The organism is Ruminococcus sp. AF17-12, assembly GCF_003479245.1.
Lineage (GTDB): Bacteria > Bacillota > Clostridia > Lachnospirales > Lachnospiraceae > Blautia_A > Blautia_A fusiformis.
Genome location: NZ_QUGY01000003.1, coordinates 162906 through 180807, shown reverse-complemented (window position 1 = coordinate 180807; position 17902 = coordinate 162906). Strand labels below are relative to the sequence as shown.

At 45.6% G+C, this 17902-nt stretch carries 14 protein-coding genes and 1 other annotated feature (1 of these 15 running past the window's edge); of the genes, 11 read left to right on the top strand and 3 right to left on the bottom strand.

The genetic code is table 11. The features are described from left to right. Window positions 1-49 (bottom strand) — a binding site (T-box leader); it reaches 193 nt to the left of the window's first position. A 183-nt stretch (window positions 50-232) separates the two neighbouring features. Continuing rightward, on the bottom strand, window positions 233-1519 hold the full coding sequence (locus DWW77_RS04490; RefSeq protein ID WP_021652503.1) for an HlyC/CorC family transporter: 1287 nt from the start codon (window positions 1517-1519) through the stop codon (window positions 233-235). Window positions 1520-1764: 245 nt separating this feature from the next. Between DWW77_RS04490 and DWW77_RS04485 the strand changes: the two genes are divergently transcribed. From DWW77_RS04485 to DWW77_RS04470, 4 genes are all read left to right on the top strand, one after another. Beyond that, on the top strand, window positions 1765-2172 hold the full coding sequence (locus DWW77_RS04485; RefSeq protein ID WP_353616913.1) for an FtsX-like permease family protein: 408 nt from the start codon (window positions 1765-1767) through the stop codon (window positions 2170-2172). 265 nt (window positions 2173-2437) lie between these two features. After that, window positions 2438-2815 carry a diacylglycerol kinase family protein gene (locus tag DWW77_RS04480; protein WP_021652500.1) on the top strand — a complete coding sequence of 126 codons (378 nt, stop codon included), beginning with the start codon at window positions 2438-2440 and terminating at the stop codon, window positions 2813-2815. A gap of 95 nt (window positions 2816-2910) precedes the next feature. Next, window positions 2911-3336: a hypothetical protein gene (locus DWW77_RS04475; RefSeq protein WP_180211336.1), complete on the top strand. Its 426-nt coding sequence runs from the start codon at window positions 2911-2913 to the stop codon at window positions 3334-3336. Window positions 3337-3405: 69 nt separating this feature from the next. Continuing rightward, window positions 3406-5004 carry an ABC1 kinase family protein gene (locus DWW77_RS04470; RefSeq protein ID WP_044962114.1) on the top strand — a complete coding sequence of 533 codons (1599 nt, stop codon included), beginning with the start codon at window positions 3406-3408 and terminating at the stop codon, window positions 5002-5004. Between the two features lie 143 nt (window positions 5005-5147). Here the strand turns inward: DWW77_RS04470 and DWW77_RS04465 are convergent, their stop codons facing one another. Next, complete coding sequence (locus tag DWW77_RS04465) at window positions 5148-5966, bottom strand: AraC family transcriptional regulator (RefSeq protein WP_118608120.1); 819 nt, start codon at window positions 5964-5966, stop codon at window positions 5148-5150. Window positions 5967-6978: 1012 nt separating this feature from the next. Then, window positions 6979-7623 carry a YesL family protein gene (locus tag DWW77_RS04455; RefSeq protein ID WP_059086770.1) on the bottom strand — a complete coding sequence of 215 codons (645 nt, stop codon included), beginning with the start codon at window positions 7621-7623 and terminating at the stop codon, window positions 6979-6981. Window positions 7624-8215: 592 nt separating this feature from the next. Between DWW77_RS04455 and DWW77_RS04450 the strand changes: the two genes are divergently transcribed. From DWW77_RS04450 to DWW77_RS04420, 7 genes are all read left to right on the top strand, one after another. Then, window positions 8216-9469 carry an ABC transporter substrate-binding protein gene (locus DWW77_RS04450; protein WP_118608118.1) on the top strand — a complete coding sequence of 418 codons (1254 nt, stop codon included), beginning with the start codon at window positions 8216-8218 and terminating at the stop codon, window positions 9467-9469. Between the two features lie 99 nt (window positions 9470-9568). After that, complete coding sequence (locus DWW77_RS04445) at window positions 9569-10471, top strand: carbohydrate ABC transporter permease (protein WP_118608117.1); 903 nt, start codon at window positions 9569-9571, stop codon at window positions 10469-10471. 24 nt (window positions 10472-10495) lie between these two features. After that, window positions 10496-11326: a carbohydrate ABC transporter permease gene (locus DWW77_RS04440; RefSeq protein ID WP_353615808.1), complete on the top strand. Its 831-nt coding sequence runs from the start codon at window positions 10496-10498 to the stop codon at window positions 11324-11326. A gap of 180 nt (window positions 11327-11506) precedes the next feature. Beyond that, complete coding sequence (locus tag DWW77_RS04435; protein WP_118608116.1) at window positions 11507-13726, top strand: alpha-galactosidase; 2220 nt, start codon at window positions 11507-11509, stop codon at window positions 13724-13726. A 149-nt stretch (window positions 13727-13875) separates the two neighbouring features. Then, entirely contained in the window at window positions 13876-14796 is a 921-nt protein-coding gene (locus DWW77_RS04430; RefSeq protein ID WP_118608115.1) for an AraC family transcriptional regulator, read from the top strand. Between the two features lie 313 nt (window positions 14797-15109). Further along, window positions 15110-16435 (top strand): alpha-glucosidase/alpha-galactosidase, encoded by a 1326-nt coding sequence (locus DWW77_RS04425; protein WP_022426688.1) that lies wholly within the window; start codon window positions 15110-15112, stop codon window positions 16433-16435. A 225-nt stretch (window positions 16436-16660) separates the two neighbouring features. Then, complete coding sequence (locus tag DWW77_RS04420) at window positions 16661-17755, top strand: GntR family transcriptional regulator (protein ID WP_118608114.1); 1095 nt, start codon at window positions 16661-16663, stop codon at window positions 17753-17755. Window positions 17756-17902: the final 147 nt, after the last annotated feature.

Here is a 17902-nt window from a genome sequence, read left to right as displayed (position 1 = left end):
CTCTCTGTGCATCCGGAGACTGTGTACTACTCCCTGTCATTGCATTTAGTAAATATGGATAAAAATTTTCTATCATTATAATATAAAATATCGGAACTGTCAATCAAAAATCCTGATGGCTCAACGGGTGAGCCGGGGATTACGATAACAGTTCCGATATGGATGATATTAAGTATTAAATATTTTTTCAGTACATCAGCTGTTTATTGTTACGGAGCTGGAGCCTGCTTACTCAGGATTCGGTATTATCCAGTGTTTCAGGATCTTTTTCCGGAAGGTAGACATGCACTTTCTCGATACGGTTTTTATCCAGCTTTTCTACGATCAGACGGATTCCGTCCTCTGTGATCACTTCGTCACCGGCAACAGGCAGACGATCCAGATGTTCGATGATAAATCCACCCAGGGAATCATAATCCTCGGAATCCAGTTCCGTATCCAGATGATCATTTACGTCATCCAGATGCATGGAACCTTCGATGATATATTCCCGGTCGGAAATCTTCTGGACAAGCTCGTCCTCCTTCTCATCGTATTCGTCATGGATCTCACCCACGATCTCCTCCAGGATATCCTCCAGTGTGATCAGTCCGGCCATATCACCGTATTCATCCAGTACAATGGCAATGTTGAAGGTGGAGTCCTTCATTTCCACAAGAAGATCGGAAATGCTTTTTGTTTCGTAAGTGAAATGCGGCTTTCGGAGGAAATGATCGATAACAAATTCCTCATTTTTGTCGTAAAGAAGAAGATCCTTCATGTTGATGATTCCCACAATGTTGTTCTGGCTGTCCTTATAAACCGGCAGACGTGTGAACTTATCCTCGCGGAAAATATCGATCAGTTCATCATAGGTGGATTCCACATCCGCAAAGGTAACATGTACTCTTGGAACCATGATATCCTTGGCTGTGGCATCTCCAAGATCAAACACATTGTAGATCATTTCTTTTTCGTCGGATTCAATGACACCGTCCTCATGGCTGACGTCCACGATAGTACGAAGCTCCTCCTCGGTCATGGCCTTGCTGGCTGCATCCGGATCCACACGCATCAGGCGCATCACACCTCTTGAAAAGAGATTGATGATGAAGATCACCGGTGTCATGATGGTCATAAGAAATTTAAAGACCGGGATATAGCGGAGGGTGATCTTTTCAGAGTTAATGGTTGCGTAGTTCTTGGGGGTGATCTCACCGAAGATCAGGATCAGAACCGTCAGAATCACCGTCACGATGCTGACCATATAGCCGCCAAAGCTGTATGCAAGTGTGGTTGCAAGGGAAGAAGCTGAAATGTTCACAATGTTGTTTCCGATGAGAATCGCACTGAGAAGCTTGGGCGTCTGGTTCTCCAGGATATCGAGAGCCATGGCTGCACGCTTGTTTCCCTCGTCTGCAAGAGAGCGGAGACGGATCTTGTTTACCGACATCAGCGCGGTTTCGTTAGATGAGAAAAAGGCTGACAATGCCAGCAGAATAAGTAATATGATTATCTGGTAAGTGTCGCTGGGGTCCACTTTCAATATTCACTCCTTTAAAAATAAGATTATTTGGTTAAAAATATACAGATACTCCCACATTATATACGTTTTACTGGATTTTGGCAAGAGCCGGACCGGTACAGCGCATATAGATATTTGGAGATGATTATTTTGGAGGATATTTCTCTGATACAGAGATCCGGGATATCCCTTCAAAATATATCGGCTCTGTTATTGATCTGGAAGCTCTTACAAAAATATCCAGGCAGCTGGATGTCTCCATGGGAGATATGATGGGAATGATGTATGGATTTTCCGTGATCATTTTCCTGGTGGTGATCTATCTGCTTTCCAAGGTCATCATCGAAAAAAATGCCCAGTCGATTTCCATGACCAAGATCCTGGGCTATACAAATGGTGAGATCAGCCGTTTGTATATACTTTCCACATCATTTGTGGTGGTGTTCTGCCTGCTGTTAAGCCTTCCGGTTGAACGGCAGATCATGGAAGTGCTGTTCCGCGAGATGATGCTTTCCAGTATTTCGGGATGGATCACCATGTGGGTGGATCCCATGATCTATGTGAAAATGACAGCGATCGGAATCGCAGCCTATGCAGTGGTAGCAGTGCTGGAATTCCGGAGGATCCGTCATGTGCCCATGGATGAAGCGCTGAAAAATGTGGAATAATATGTGACATCTGTATATATATCCGGAAAAATAATTCAGGATATCCGAAAATTTTACAGAATATGCAACAGGATCAGGAGTATGTGTGGTTTAACTGAATGCGGATGCTTTTATCTGCTTGAACAGTTGTCTGTGAATAACCACATATACTCCTTAAATATTCATAAATTTTCCGGAATACTGGAAATATTACTACAAACTTGTTATAATAATCCCATACTTCCCGTTGGAGGGAATAATTCAAACAGGAAATCAGGTGAGGAACATGGCAGGCAGAAAGAAGGATCCGCTGTATAAAAGCTTCGGATATGCGTTTCAGGGGATTTTTACCTGCATCCGCAAGGAAAGAAATATGAAGATCCACTGTATGGTGGCAGCGCTTGTGGTGATCGCAGGACTGATCCTTGGGATTTCCGTGACAGAGTGGTGCATCTGCCTAGGGCTGTTCGGAATGGTGATGGCGCTTGAGCTGGTGAATACGGCAGTGGAAGCTGTTGTGGATCTGGTCACAGAGGAACGTCACCCATTGGCAAAGATCGCCAAGGACACAGCGGCCGGAGCAGTACTGATCGCAGCGATCATGGCAGCGATCGTCGGACTGATCATTTTTGTTCCCAAGGGACTTGCTTTTCTGGGAATATGACAGGAACAGAAAACTTTTGTTTCAGGATAGGGTCTGGTGTCGGACTGTGGTGTGATGGTCCGGCAGCTGCCGGTTTCAGGAAAGGAGAAAATATTATGGAATTAGGTGAAGGACTGAAGAAAATTTTACTGGTGGGTATTGGTACAGCAGCAGTGACAGCAGAGAAATCCAAAGAAATCCTGGATGAACTGGTAAAAAAGGGTGAGCTTACGGTTGAACAGGGTAAGGTTCTTAATCAGGAGCTGAAGCATAACATCAAATCAACAGTTAAGACAGCTGCTGATTCTGTAAAGGAATCTGCAGCCAGAAAGAATGATCAGGAAGAACTGAAGGCAACGATTTCCAGGCTGACACCGGAGCAGCTGGCTGCTGTGAAGGCGCAGATCGAGCGCATGCAGGCCGAGGCTGCTGAGGAGAAAGCCGAGACAGCAGAAGAACCGGCAGAGGAAGCTGTACAGGAAGCTTCTGCGGAAACAGAAAATGCAGAAGATACCGGGAGCGAAGAACAGGCAGCAGAGTAACCGACTGCGGATCGCAAATATCCGCTTGACTAAACGACAACGCAGACGAAGCAGTAAATGGAGAAATTTATGGGCAGAGAAGAAAAGGAGAAAAAAGAGAAAGGCGGATATGGAGAGCGGCTGAGAGAGATTACAGCCGTTTTGAAAAAGCATGCCATTACCCGTGGTGTTTCTCCTGAGAAGCTTCGGCTCATACTGGAAGATCTGGGCCCAACTTATATTAAGTTGGGTCAGATCATGTCTCTTCGTTCCGATATTCTGCCGAAACGCTACTGTGACGAGCTGATGAAGCTCTGCTCAGAGGTACCGCCGATGCCTTTTTCCCAGGTAATCGAGGTACTGGAAGAGTCCATGGGCTGTCCGTGGCAGGCAGAATTTCAGTATATTGAGCAGAAACCTCTGGGAGCAGCATCGATTGCCCAGGTGCATCGGGCCACGCTGAAAACAGGTGAAGAGGTTGTGATCAAGGTTCAGCGAAAAGGAATCTATGAGACCATGGCCAGGGATATCGGCCTGATGCATAAAGCAGTGCGCCTGATGCCGCCGGTGAGCATTAAGGGCATGGTGGATCTGAACATGGTTTTAAGTGAACTGTGGACTGTGACTCAGGAGGAGATGAATTTCCTGACGGAAGCTGCAAATATGGCGGAATTTGCAAAAAAGAACAAAGATGTGGCTTTCGTTAAAGTACCGATTCTCTACCGTGAGTATATTTCGCCGCATATTCTTGTGATGGAATATATTGACGGTTTTGCTGTCAATGACAAGGCTGCGCTTCTGGCCAATGGTTATGATCTTAATGAGGTTGGAACGAAATATGTGGATAATTTCATCAAACAGGTGATGGAGGATGGCTTTTTCCATGCGGATCCACATCCGGGAAACGTGCGGATCCAGGATGGAAAGATTGTCTGGATCGATATGGGAATGATGGGACGGCTTACAGAGCACGATCGTCAGCTGATCGCAGAAGCTATTGAAGGGGTTGCCATGAACAACATCGGCAAGATCCAGGATGCAGTCCTGGCTCTTGGGGAGTTTAAAGGCAAACCGGATTCCAGCAAGCTTTATGAGGATATCCGCGGACTTATGGAGAAATATGGTACTGCGGATATGGGAAATATTGATGTGGCAGAGGTAATGGTGGACCTGATGGAGGTCATGAAAGAAAATAAGATCATGATGCCTCACGGACTGACCATGCTTGCGAGAGGACTGACTCATGTGGAGGGGGTTCTGGCTGAGATATGTCCGGACATCAATATGACACAGATTGCCGCAGCAAGGCTCAAGGAGCAGTTGTTCAGCAACGGGAACTGGAAGCGTGAGATAAAAAAAGAAGGAAAAAATCTTGCCTGGTCCCTGAAACGTGCAGTGGATATTCCTTCTCTGGCAGCAGATTTTCTTCAGGGCTGTATGAAAGGGCAGACAAAGATCAATCTGGATCTTCATGCCTCGGATGATCTGGCGTGGCTTTTGCGGCGGCTGGTGCGGAATATTGTGATGGGGCTGTGGGTGATGGCACTTCTGATCAGTTCCAGCATTATCTGTACTACGGATATGAAACCAAAGCTGTGGGGGATTCCGGCGTTGGGCGCCTTTGGTTATGTGTTTGCTTTTATTATTGTTTTGTATGTGTTTATCAAGCATTTCTTTTCCGGAAAATAAAAGACGGAGATCATTTGCAGAGTCTGCGGGATGGTTTCCGTCTTTTTTTGCTGTTATGGAATTGTTTCGGTCTGTTGTTATAACTGCGATTAGGAGCTATCATCTTCTGACCGGCTGGTAAAGGACGGAGTGCGGGTGTCTGGTCAGGTGTAGATGGTTCCGCTGTAGGCTTTGCGGAATTCCTTTGGGGTGTAGCCGGTTCCCTGGCGGAAGTAGTTGCAGAAGGAGGGCGCGTCCCGAAAGCCGCAGGAGAGAGCTGCTTCTGTGATAGTGCAGGAGGAGGAGCAGAGAAGCTGGGCTGCCATCTGGAGGCGGTGTTTCAGGAGATATTGTTTTGGGGAGGTGTTTTCGTGTTCCATGAAGATCCGGTAAAGATAGGAACGGTCGATTCCTACGTAGTGTGCTACGTCTGAGATCTGGATGGGGTAGGCATAGTTGTTTCTGATGTATTCGGAGGCTTTCTGAAAGTATAGGTTTGAGATGTCGGTCCTGCTTTCGGAGGGCTTTTTTTGCATGGCGGATAGTATCAGGAGGAGGTTTCCTGTGGAGGCAAGGTCGTTTCCGTTGTTTTCGGAAAAGGTGTCAAGTAGGCTTTGCATGTGGGTGAGGAGGCTGTTTTGCCGGGAGGGTGTTTCCGGGGTGAAGATTGGGGTGTCGGAAAATACGGTTTGTTTCAGGATTTCTTTGCAGGCGGAGCCGTCAAAGCCTGCCCAGGCGTAGCTCCAGGGGTCGGAGGTGTCGGCGCGGTAGTAGATGGAGTCCATTGGACGGATGAGAAAGGCGTCGCCTGCTTTCAGATGATAGGTGTGGCCGCTGCACTGGTAGATGCCTTTGCCGTGGAAGATCACGTGGAGGAGGTAGTGTGGGCGCATGGCCGGGCCGAAGGAGTGGTTCGGACCGCAGTCTTCCTGGCCGCAGAAGTAGACGGAGAGGGTGTGCTGTGGGTTGGGTTCTTTTTTCATTTGGTTGGGCCTCCTGTTTTTTGTTATGCAGCAAAAACTAAATGTAATTTTGGGTTACAAAATGGGGTGGATGTTGTATGAGATGATTATACAATATTGGGGTGGGGAGGGCAATGGGAAAGGGGGAAAGGGGACGCCCGTGAGGCGTGTGCTGTCTGTCACCGGGGCTTCGTCGGGGGCTGGCTTCTAAGGCGCCGGAATTCTGCTAAAACCGCTTCAAAAATTCTCGAACTCGCGTCTGAAGCCGCTCAGACAGCGAGAATTTTTGAAGCAACGCAGATTTCCGCCGCCTAAGAAGCAGCTCCCCTCCTGCAGAGTCCGGTGACAGACAGCACACGCCTCACGGGCTGGCTTTTCAGGGCGGAAGGGATAGAGTGGCGATGGCGGGAGGGATTACAGGTGAGGAGGGAGCAGATAGCATCTGATTCCTCCTGTAAAAATTCTGGATTATCGGAGGGATTACAAGTAAGGAGAGAGCAGATAGGAAAATGAGTAGACGGAGTGGGAATTTGGTTCAGAGTGGGAAGTGAGGTGGTTTCCCGGGAGTTGGATGGGTCATCAGCGCTGCGCTGGATGACTGGGACGAAAGGCTGAGTTTCCCTGTGGCCTGCCGGGGAAGAATGGGTCGAGGCGCTTCGCTGTCGACTTGGAGGTGAGTTGTTGTGGTAATGTATTGGCGCTGGGGCGAGATGTGATATTGATATTGTAGAATACATCGGCATCCTCATCGGCATAGCGCAGCATTATCAATACCGTAGAATACATCGGCATCCTCATCGGCATAGCGCAGCATCATCAATACCGTAGAATACATCGCCGTGCCAATACACTAACACATTCCCACAGTGTACGACAATATAGCGTGCCCGGAAAGGGGGAGCGCGAGGGGGAAAAACGGGCTTCGCAACTCTGAGTGCTTTCCCCCTCGCAGATTTCCTCCGCTTTGAAAAGCGAAAATACTATATCTAAAAATACTATATCTAAATAAATAACAATTTTCCCAAGCTTTTCATCACAAAAGCGAAATATCCTCCTCCGGAGGAAGCAGCTTCTTAAAAAATCGATACAACAGCATCGAATTTATAAAAGCTACAAGTCCAAATCCAAAGAAAAACCAGCAGCATGCGTAAAGTGGCTGCAGCTTTGCATCGAGATATGTCATATACAATGGAAAGATTGTGATCACCGCAATGGCGATCGTTGTGGGGAAATGCATAAATGCCAGCAGAAATGCATTTCTGCAAAGTGCCCCCAGTGTATTGGCAAAGGTTGCGATCACCGGGAATATGTATAAAGTAAAAATTATCAGCAAAGTCAGAACCCCCACAGAAAGATAAAACAGCATATGTGCAGCGCTTCCTTCTGCATGGAGCAGAAAGCGGATATTCAGGATGATCATGGTTCCGGCAGCAAGGATCAGCAGCCATATGATCAGTGACTGTTTGAAGTTTTCCTTAAAAGCTCTGAAAAATGTTTTCGTTGTGCCGTTGTTATTCCCTTTTACTGTACGCATCATGCAGTGATAAAGGGCAGTTAGTGACGGCCCAATGGTGATCACGGGGATGCAGCAGAGAATAAAAAGAAGATTGGCGATCACGATGTCACCCAGCTTGTTGAGAAATACATGGACGACATTATCTTCATTTAAAAGATTCATAACGAAATACCTCCTTATATAGAAATGTAGAAATGAAAACAGACCATATGGGAAAAGTCCGATACAGCTAATCTTAGCATAGTTTTTGATTGTGTGTAAAGAGAGGGGACGCAGATAAGTATCAGCACGGTTTATGGGACTGTATAAAAAAACATGGAACTTTGCGTGCACATGTGAAAATGATGGCACGCATGGAATTATGTTAGGAAAGGAAAAGTGTGTTTTTCGGAAAATGACATTTATACATGTGCTGAGTTAGTAAAAACATACAAAAACAGATATGTAAAAATGTTGGTTTTGCTACAAGGAAATAAATGAGTGCCAAAATATGCTCATAAATAGTGAAAAATATGAAAATATATGTAAGAAATAAACGAAAACATGTAAAAATGACGAATAATTAACAAAGTATGAACAAAAAATGGATAAAATGAATAAAAAGCAACATTTTTCCATATTGAAATGACAATAATCCATTTATCATTTTTCCATGTGCAATTATAATAATATCAACGGTCAGGGACGTGAAAAAATATAAAAACTGACCAAAGAAAGAGGGAAAATAAGAAAGATTTAAAAGGAGGAAGAAGTTATGAATTTCAAAAGAGTAGCAGCATTATTGTTAGCAGGTGCCATGGTAATGACAGCAGTTCCGGTATATGCAAAAGGTGACGATGTTACACTTTCCGTATCCATCTGGGACACCAACCAGGAGCCGGGAATCAAAGAAATTCTCGCAGACTTCACAGAGAAGACAGGAATCAAGACAGAGATTTCCGTTGTTAAATGGGATGAGTACTGGACAATGCTTGAGGCCGGTGCACAGGGTGGTTCCCTTCCGGACGTATTCTGGATGCACTCCAACGAGAGTCAGAGATACATGTCCAACGATATGCTTCTTGATCTGACCGATAAGATCAAAGACAGCGATCTGATCGATCCGGAGAACTATCCGGAGGATATCTGGGGACTGTATACATACGATGATAAATATTATGCAGTACCGAAGGATGTAGATACAATCGCTCTCTGGTACAACAAGACATTATTTGACGAGGCAGGACTTGATTATCCGACAGCTGACTGGACATGGGATGATGTTACAGAGGCAGCTAAGAAGCTTACTAAGGATGATGGTTCCCAGTACGGTCTCGGAATGAGAAATGATAACAACCAGGCCGGATACTACAACCTGATCTATGATAACGGCGGATACATCATTAGCGATGACAAGACAAAATCCGGCTGGGATGATGAGAAGACGATCGCAGCTATGCAGACACTGGAAGGATGGATCAAGGATGGCGTGATCCCGTCTCTTGAGACAATGTCCGAGAACAACGAGGACGTACTTTTCGAGGCTGGCAAGATCGCTATGACATGCCAGGGCTCCTGGATGCTTGCAGCATTTAAAGAGAACGAGTACACAGCAGCTAACTGTGATTGTGTAGAGCTTCCTAAAAACGCTGAGACAGGCAGAAGAGCTTCCTTATATAACGGACTTGGATGGGCAGCATCTGCTTCCGGTGAGCACACAGACGAAGCTTGGCAGCTGATCGAGTACCTCGGATCCAAAGAGGCTCAGGAGAAACAGGCTGAGCTTGGTGTTACAATGAGTGCATACAAAGATACATCTGATGCATGGGCTAAATCCGCAGACTTTAACCTTCAGGCTTATCTGAACATGATGGATGACATGGAGATCCGTCCATACTCCAAATCTACTGTAACATGGGAGAACGAGGACAACGAGATCCTTAAGGGCGTATACACAGGCGACATCACAATGGAAGAGGCTTGCAAGCAGATGGCTGATCAGATGAACGAGAAGCTGGCTGAGGAGTAAGCATTAAGAAACACCGATAATTAAGTGCAGTAATGAGAGGGGCCGCCGCACTCAGGTGCAGCGGCCTCATACATAGAAGGAATAGAAGGAGTGATTCTTATGGCTAAAACTACCAAGTCACAGGCACGGACAAAGAGAGAGCGCAGTGAGTTCCTCTGGGGCTGGCTGTTTATTCTCCCAACAACCATCGGACTGATCGTATTGAACATCATTCCGATCTTCCAGACTATTTACCAGAGCTTTTTCAAAACAGGAGATTTTGGTAAAGGAAATATCTTTATCGGTTTACAGAACTATCAGAAGGTTTTTGCAGATAAAGAGATCTGGCAGGCACTGATCAACACATTCAAATATGCGATCGTGGAGGTTCCTTTTTCCATTGTCATCGCACTTGTTCTTGCAGTACTTCTTAACAGAAAGATGAAGGGCCGTTCTGTTTACAGAACCATCATCTTCCTCCCGATGGTAGCAGCTCCGGCAGCGGTAGCCATGGTATGGAGATGGCTGTTCAACTCTGATTATGGTCTTATCAATAACGTTTTCCATGTTCATGTAAACTGGGTTTCTAATCCGAAAATTGCAGTATTTGCAGTTGCGATCATCGGTGTATGGTCTATCATCGGTTACAATATGGTTCTTTTTCTGGCAGGACTTCAGGAAATTCCGAGAGATTATTATGAAGCGGCAGAGATTGACGGAGCTACAGGTGTGAATGCATTCTTCAGCATTACGATCCCGCTTCTTTCACCAACCATTTTCTTCGTACTTGTTACCCGTGTGATCGGATCCCTTCAGGTATTCGACCTGATCTATATGGTTATTGACAAGTCAAACCCGGCACTTACCAAGACTCAGTCACTGGTTTACCTGTTCTATAAATATGCATTTATCAATAAGAACATGGGATACGGCGCTACGATCGTAGTAGTACTTCTTATTATCACCATGATCCTGACAGTATTCCAGATGATCGGTCAGAAGAAATGGGTATTCTACAACTAAAAAGGGGGATTAACCATGGATAGTATGGAAACAAAAAAGAAATTAACCACTATTTTAATACATGTCATACTGATCATTGTGTCCATAACGATGCTTGTGCCATTTATCTGGATGATCCTGACAGCTTTTAAAACTGTAACTGAAGCAACATCTGTAGATCCTTTCACTATTTTCCCGAAAATATGGAGAAAAGACGCATTTATTTCTGTTATCAATAACATGAACTTCCTGCTTCTGTACAAGAATACACTGCTTCTGATCTTCTTCCGAGTAGTGTGTGCGGTTCTTACAGCAACTATGGCAGGCTATGCATTTGGACGACTGAACTTCAAGGGCCGTGATCTCTGCTTCAGTCTTGTACTGTTCCAGATGATGGTTCCGGTACAGATCTTCATCATCCCGCAGTACCTGATGGTCAGCAAGATGGGTATGCTGAATACGATCTTTGCCCTTGTATTCCCGGGTATTGTCACTGCGTTCGGTACCTTCCTTCTGAGACAGGGATACATGGGACTGCCGAAGGATCTGGAGGAGGCTGCCAGACTTGATGGATGTAACATCGGTCAGACCTTCCTTTACATCATGGCACCACTTACAAGATCCAGTATGGTCGCACTTGGAATTTTCACAGCTGTATTCGCATTCAAAGACCTGATGTGGCCGATGATCGTTAATACAGATAAGGATATGTTGGTACTTTCTTCCGCACTTGCAAAGATGCAGGGCCAGTATGTATCCAAATTCCCGGAACTGATGGCTGCATCTCTGATCGCCTGCATTCCGATGATCGTGATCTACATGATCTTCCAGAAACAGTTTATCGAAGGTATTGCTACCAGCGGTGGAAAACTGTAATCAGAAATATTACATAAGGTAATACAAGACCGCTGACAATGTATATAACTGAGGATTTGGTTATTGAGGTTGTCAGCGGTATTTTTATCGAAGCAAATGCCAAAATGCACAGTTATTTGATGATTCTTAAGGAAAGAGGCGGATATTTTTATCCGCAGTAAACGAAAAAAGGAGAAAATTATGCCGATCAAATTTCACGAGGGATCAAAGACATTCCACATTTATAACAAACATTTAAGCTACATCACCTGTATCATGGAAAATGGCCAGATGGAGAATCTGTACTATGGAAAAGCTATCCGCGATAAAGAGGATTTCAGTTATCTTCACGAGGAGATCATGCGTTCCCTGATGGCTGTATGCGTTCCGGAGCCGGGACTTCTTTCCATGCAGTATACCAAACAGGAGTATCCTGTTTACGGAACCGGTGATTTCAGAAGCCCCGCTCTTACTGTTCGTCAGGAGAACGGAAGCGAGATCGTAGATTTCAAATATGTTTCTCATGAGATTTACGGCGGCAAGAAGAAGCTTGCCGGTCTTCCGGCAACCTACACAGAGAACGAGGAAGAGGCAACATCTCTGGACATTACACTTCATGATTCTGTGATGGACACAGACCTTGTTCTTACATATTCCGTATATGAGGATTACCCGGTGGTCACCAGAAGTGCACGCCTTGTTCAGAAAGGGGATCAGAAGATCCGTCTTGAGAACGTGATGAGTGCAGCAGTGGGGTTCCCGGATATGGATTATGAGATGATCCATCTTTCCGGTGCGTGGGCACGTGAGCGCTATGTAAAAACACGCAAACTTGAGATGGGTACACAGGCTGTACAGAGTCTTGCAGGAACCGGCTCCAGCTCTGAGCAGAATCCGTTTATCGCGCTGAAGCGTCCTCATACAACAGAAGATACAGGCGAGGTTTTCGGCTTCAGCTTTGTGTACAGCGGCAACTTCCTTGCACAGGTCGAGGTTTCCACCTACGAGATGACACGAGTTATGATGGGAATCAATCCACAGGGATTTTCCTGGGAGCTTTCCAAAGATGAGGAATTCCAGACTCCGGAGGTTGTTATGGTATACAGCGATAAGGGCTTAAACGGAATGAGCCAGGCTTACCACAGACTGTACCGTGACCGCCTGATGCGCGGAAAATGGAGAAATCATGCACGCCCGATCCTTCTTAATAACTGGGAGGCAACCTATTTTGATTTTGATGAGGAAAAAATCCTCAATATTGCAAAAAAAGCCAAAGAGGTTGGGGTAGAGCTTTTCGTTCTGGATGACGGATGGTTCGGAACCAGAAACGATGATTACCAGGGTCTTGGCGACTGGTTTGTAAATAAGAACAAGCTTCCAAACGGAATTTCCGGACTTTCCCGCAAGATCGAGGAGATGGGCCTGAAATTCGGTCTCTGGGTAGAGCTTGAGATGGTAAACAAGAACAGTGACTGTTACAGAGCACATCCGGACTGGCTCATCGGAGCACCGGACCGTTTTGAGTCCCACTCAAGACATCAGCACGTTCTTGATTTTTCCAGATCTGAGGTTGTGGATTTTATTTATGATTCCATCTCCAAGGTTATCGAGGAATCTTCCATTTCCTACATTAAATGGGATATGAACCGCTACATGTCCGAGCCTTTTAGCCGCGGCGCATCTGCAGCAGATCAGGGCAAGACTATGCATAAATATATCCTTGGTGTATATGAGCTGTATACAAGACTGACAGAGAGATTCCCTGACATCCTCTTTGAATCCTGCGCAAGCGGCGGAGCAAGATTTGATCCGGGAATGCTGTATTTTGCACCGCAGACATGGACCAGTGATGATACCGATGCAGCAGAGAGAGAAAAGATTCAGTACGGTACCTCCTTTGTTTATCCGATCGTCAGCATGGGATCTCATGTATCAGCAGTACCGAATCATCAGCTGCACCGTACCACACCGCTTTCTACAAGAGCAAATGTGGCATATTTCGGAACCTTTGGCTATGAGCTGGATCTGAACCTTTTAAGTGCCAAAGAGATCGAAGAGGTAAAGGCACAGGTGGAATTCATGAAGGAACATCGTGACCTGATCCAGGTGGAGGGTGATTTCTACCGTATCTTAAGCCCGTTCGAAGGAAATGACACTGCATGGATGGTTGTTTCCAGAGACAAAAAACAGGCAGTTGCCGGATACTATGAAAGACTGAACAAGGTCAATGCTTCCTGGATGCGTCTGCGCTTCAAGGGTCTTGACGAGGATCAGCTTTACAAAGTAAAATGGGAAGATAAGTGCCTGAAAGCTTACGGAAATGAGCTGATGTATGCAGGAATCCCGGTTGATCGTGACTACTGCAATAAGACAAACGGTGATTTCCATTCTGTATTGTATACAATTGAAGCAGAGGACTGATTTCTGTAAATGATGGAATAAAAATTATCTGCAGAAAAACATCCGCCTGACCAGAAAAATAACAGGCCGCCGGATATGGCGGCCTGTTATTGGGTGGCGAAGCAGCTCACAGGCGGAAACATAATATATGACATCAGGGAGGTGACAAGTTGCTTCATACAGTTGGTTTTACAAACTCGGACAGCTATAAATGTCTGGAGAATTTAAAGAAAGGTGCGGTGGATCTCTGTCTTACTTATTGTGGGTGGGAAAAATGCGATCCGGGACATCGATTTGGACCAAATAAAAGGATCTCTCATGTACTTCATATCGTGGAATCCGGAAGCGGAGTTTTTGAGATGGATGGCCATCAGTATCATCTGACAGGTGGAGAAGCATTTCTGATCCCAGCCAGTGTGGAGGCCTGGTATGAGGCAGACATGGATAATCCCTGGACGTACCGCTGGGTGGGATTTGAGGGAATGACTGCAGAGGAAGTGATCCATGTAAGCGGCTTCAGCAGGGAAAATCCGGTCCGAAGGATCCACTGCATGGAAAATGCGGCGAAGTATATTGATGCAATGGTACGGACCAACAAGCTCGTTTTTGAAAATGAACTGAAACGGAACGGACTTCTGATGCTTCTTTTTTCTGACCTGATCACAGATAACCGGGATGCATGTCTGAGAGAAGGCAAGCTTCTCCCATCCCACAGATATCCAAATTCCGTTTATGTGGAGCATGCAGTGGATTACATTGCAGCCAACTTTGACAAGCGGCTGAAGATCAATGAGCTGGCAGACCGCATTGGCGTCAACCGGAGCTATCTTACCAGTTCGTTTAAAAAAAGCCTCGGATGCTCGCCGCAGGAATATCTTATGAATCTTCGTATCGAGAAGGCAAAGACTCTTCTGAAAAATGGAGGTATTCAGGTCAGTGAAGTAGCTGCAAAAGTAGGGTATGGAGATCCGCTGGCTTTTTCCAAGGTATTCAAGGCAAGAACAGGAAGAAGTCCGAGAGAATACAAGGAAGAAAAGAGAAGACTTGTAGTGAAGGGAAAGAAGGGCGATTATATGGAATCTGAGTCCTGATTCTGTGATATATTTCACGAAGAAAAAAGAACTCTCTGTCTGGTCCGGAATATATAAAATTCTGGTATCGGGCAGAGAGCTTTTTATGTCATAAGAAATGTTATAGAAAATTATTTCCAGGTATCTCATGCAACAAAACAACAATTATTAACATCAAAGTACATATTTTAAACAAGTTTCCGGTAGTATGATAAGATCACAAAGAAAACGAAGCGGGACTGCACCGCAAAAATAACAGAAAATCAGGAATTTCAAAGAAAAATACAAGAATTCCGGATAAGAGACCCAACAAAGGAAACAGGAGGAAACGAACATGATCAAAATTACATTCATGGGAGCAGGAAGCACGGTTTTCGCAAGAAATGTACTTGGCGATTGTATGTGCACACCGGCACTTCGCGAGAGCGAGATCGCACTTTATGATATTGACGAGAAGAGACTGGAGGATTCCAGAATTATCTTAAGTGCCATCAACCACAACGTAAACGAGGACCGCGCAGTGATCAAAACTTATCTCGGTGCCGAGAACCGTAAAGATGCACTTCGAGATGCAGATTTCGTAGTCAACGCCATTCAGGTAGGCGGATATGAGCCATGCACAGTTACAGACTTTGAGATCCCGAAGAAATACGGCATTAAACAGACTATCGCAGATACCCTGGGAATCGGCGGAATCATGCGTGCACTTCGTACCATTCCGGTTCTGGAAGAGTTTGCCCGGGATATGGAAGAAGTCTGCCCGAACACTCTGTTCCTGAACTACTCCAACCCTATGGCAATGCTTACCGGCTATATGCAGCGTTTTACAAAGATCCGTACCGTAGGCCTCTGTCACAGCGTTCAGGTCTGCTCCCAGAAGCTTCTTGAGGGAATGGGAATGGAAGACAAGATTGAGGGACGTACAGAGCTGATCGCAGGTATCAACCACATGGCATGGCTCCTTGAGATCCACGACAAAGACGGAAATGATCTGTATCCGGAGATCCGCAGAATTGCCGAGGAGAAGAATACCTCCGGTGAGAAGCATGAGGACATGGTGCGTTATGAGTATATCCGTCATCTTGGATACTATTGTACAGAGTCCAGTGAGCACAATGCAGAGTATAATCCGTTCTTCATTAAATCCAAATATCCGGAGATGATCGAGGAGTTCAATATTCCGCTTGACGAATATCCGAGAAGATGTATCAAACAGATCGAGGGCTGGGAAAAAGAGCGCGAGGATATCCTCAAGGATGGCAAGATCGGCCATGAGAGAAGTAAAGAGTATGCTTCTTATATCATGGAGGCTGTTGTTACAAACACACCGTACAAGATCGGTGGAAATGTTCTTAACAACGGTTACATTGATAACCTTCCGTCGGATGCTTGCGTAGAGGTTCCATGCTATATCGACGGAACCGGTGTACATCCGGTAAAAGTGGGCAAGCTTCCTACACAGCTGGCAGCTATGAATTCATCCAATGTCAGCCCGCAGCTCCTTGCTATTGAGGCAGCAGTGACCAAAGACCGCCAGAAAATCTATCAGGCAGCCATGATGGACCCGCACACAGGTGCAGAGCTGAATATCAAAGACATCCAGGCAATGTGTGATGAGCTGATCGAGGCACATGGGGATTATATGAAGATGTACCGCTAAGGCAGGAAATGATCGGAAGGCAGCAAAAACTTTGAAATAAATATGCAAGGCGGAATAGAAAGGCCGGAACACCAGAATGTAGAGGGTGTTCCGGCCTTTCTTTATATGGAACTTTTGATAAATAATAAAAACAACTTGTTTGCATGTATATACAAGTTATAAAATAATTACAGATGAAACGAACAGAATAAATACAGATCAAAATACAAACGAAGGGAGGAGCTTATGGCAGAAAACGGAAAAGCAAAATATTATGCACTGATGGAAGAAATGAAAACAGACATTCTTTCCGGAAAGATCCGTCCGGGTGAGAAGCTTCCCTCTGAAAACCAGCTCAGTGTACGATATGGGCTGAGCAGGCATACGGTGCGAAAGGCTCTGGGGATCCTGGCAGGAGATGGATACATAGAATCCTTTCAGGGAAAGGGAACCTTCTGTGCGGATGTGCTCCGTCAGATCCACGGGACCGGAAACATCGCAGTGGTGACTACATATATCTCGGATTATATTTTTCCCAGGCTGATCCAGGGGATCGATGAGGTGCTGTCCGATAATGGGTACAGTATCATCCTCAAAAATACAGGAAACAGCCGTCAGAAGGAGGCAAGATTCCTGGAAGAGCTGATCAGTAAGGGAATTGACGGATTGATCATTGAACCAAGCAAAAGCGAGGTGTTGTGCAGACATGTAAGCTTGTATGAAACACTGGACAAGTATCAGATCCCATATATTTTTATCCAGGGACTGTATACGGAGATGCAGGAAAAACCCCATATCCTCATGGATGATGCAGGTGGTGGTTATCTTGTTACAAAGCATCTCCTGGATTCTGGCAGACGTAACATTGCAGGATTTTTCAAGGCAGATGACCGTCAGGGAATCGAACGGCATAAGGGTTATGTGAAGGCTTTGCAGGAGCATGGAATTGCCTATGATCCGGATAAGGTGGTCTGGTTTCACACCGAGGACCGGCGAAAAAAGCCGGCTCTTATGGTCCGGAACATGATCCGTCAGAACAGCCTTCCGGAGGGAATTGTATGTTACAACGACCAGATCGCTGTCCAGGTTATGGAAGAACTGGAACGTCAGGGCAAAAAGATCCCGGAAGATGTTGCGGTAACCGGCTATGATAATTCACTATATGCAAGACAGGGACAGGGCATTACCACTATCACCCATCCCCAGGAAAAACTGGGAGAGATGGCGGCAAAGCTTCTCCTGGAAAAGTTAGGCGGTGTGCCTGATGAAGAAAGTACCGTAGAACGTCTGATCCGTCCGGAACTGATCATACGGGGCAGCAGCGTGAAAGCAGGGGCATGAGCACAGATACATAACCGTTTTATCAGATCGTTTTATTAGAGAATGAAGCAATATACCTTACAGAGAGCCTTATAACATTTCAGAAGATCGGACGCATGTTGGCAGCAGAAATGGACTGCAGATTTTCAGGAATGTTATGCATATGAT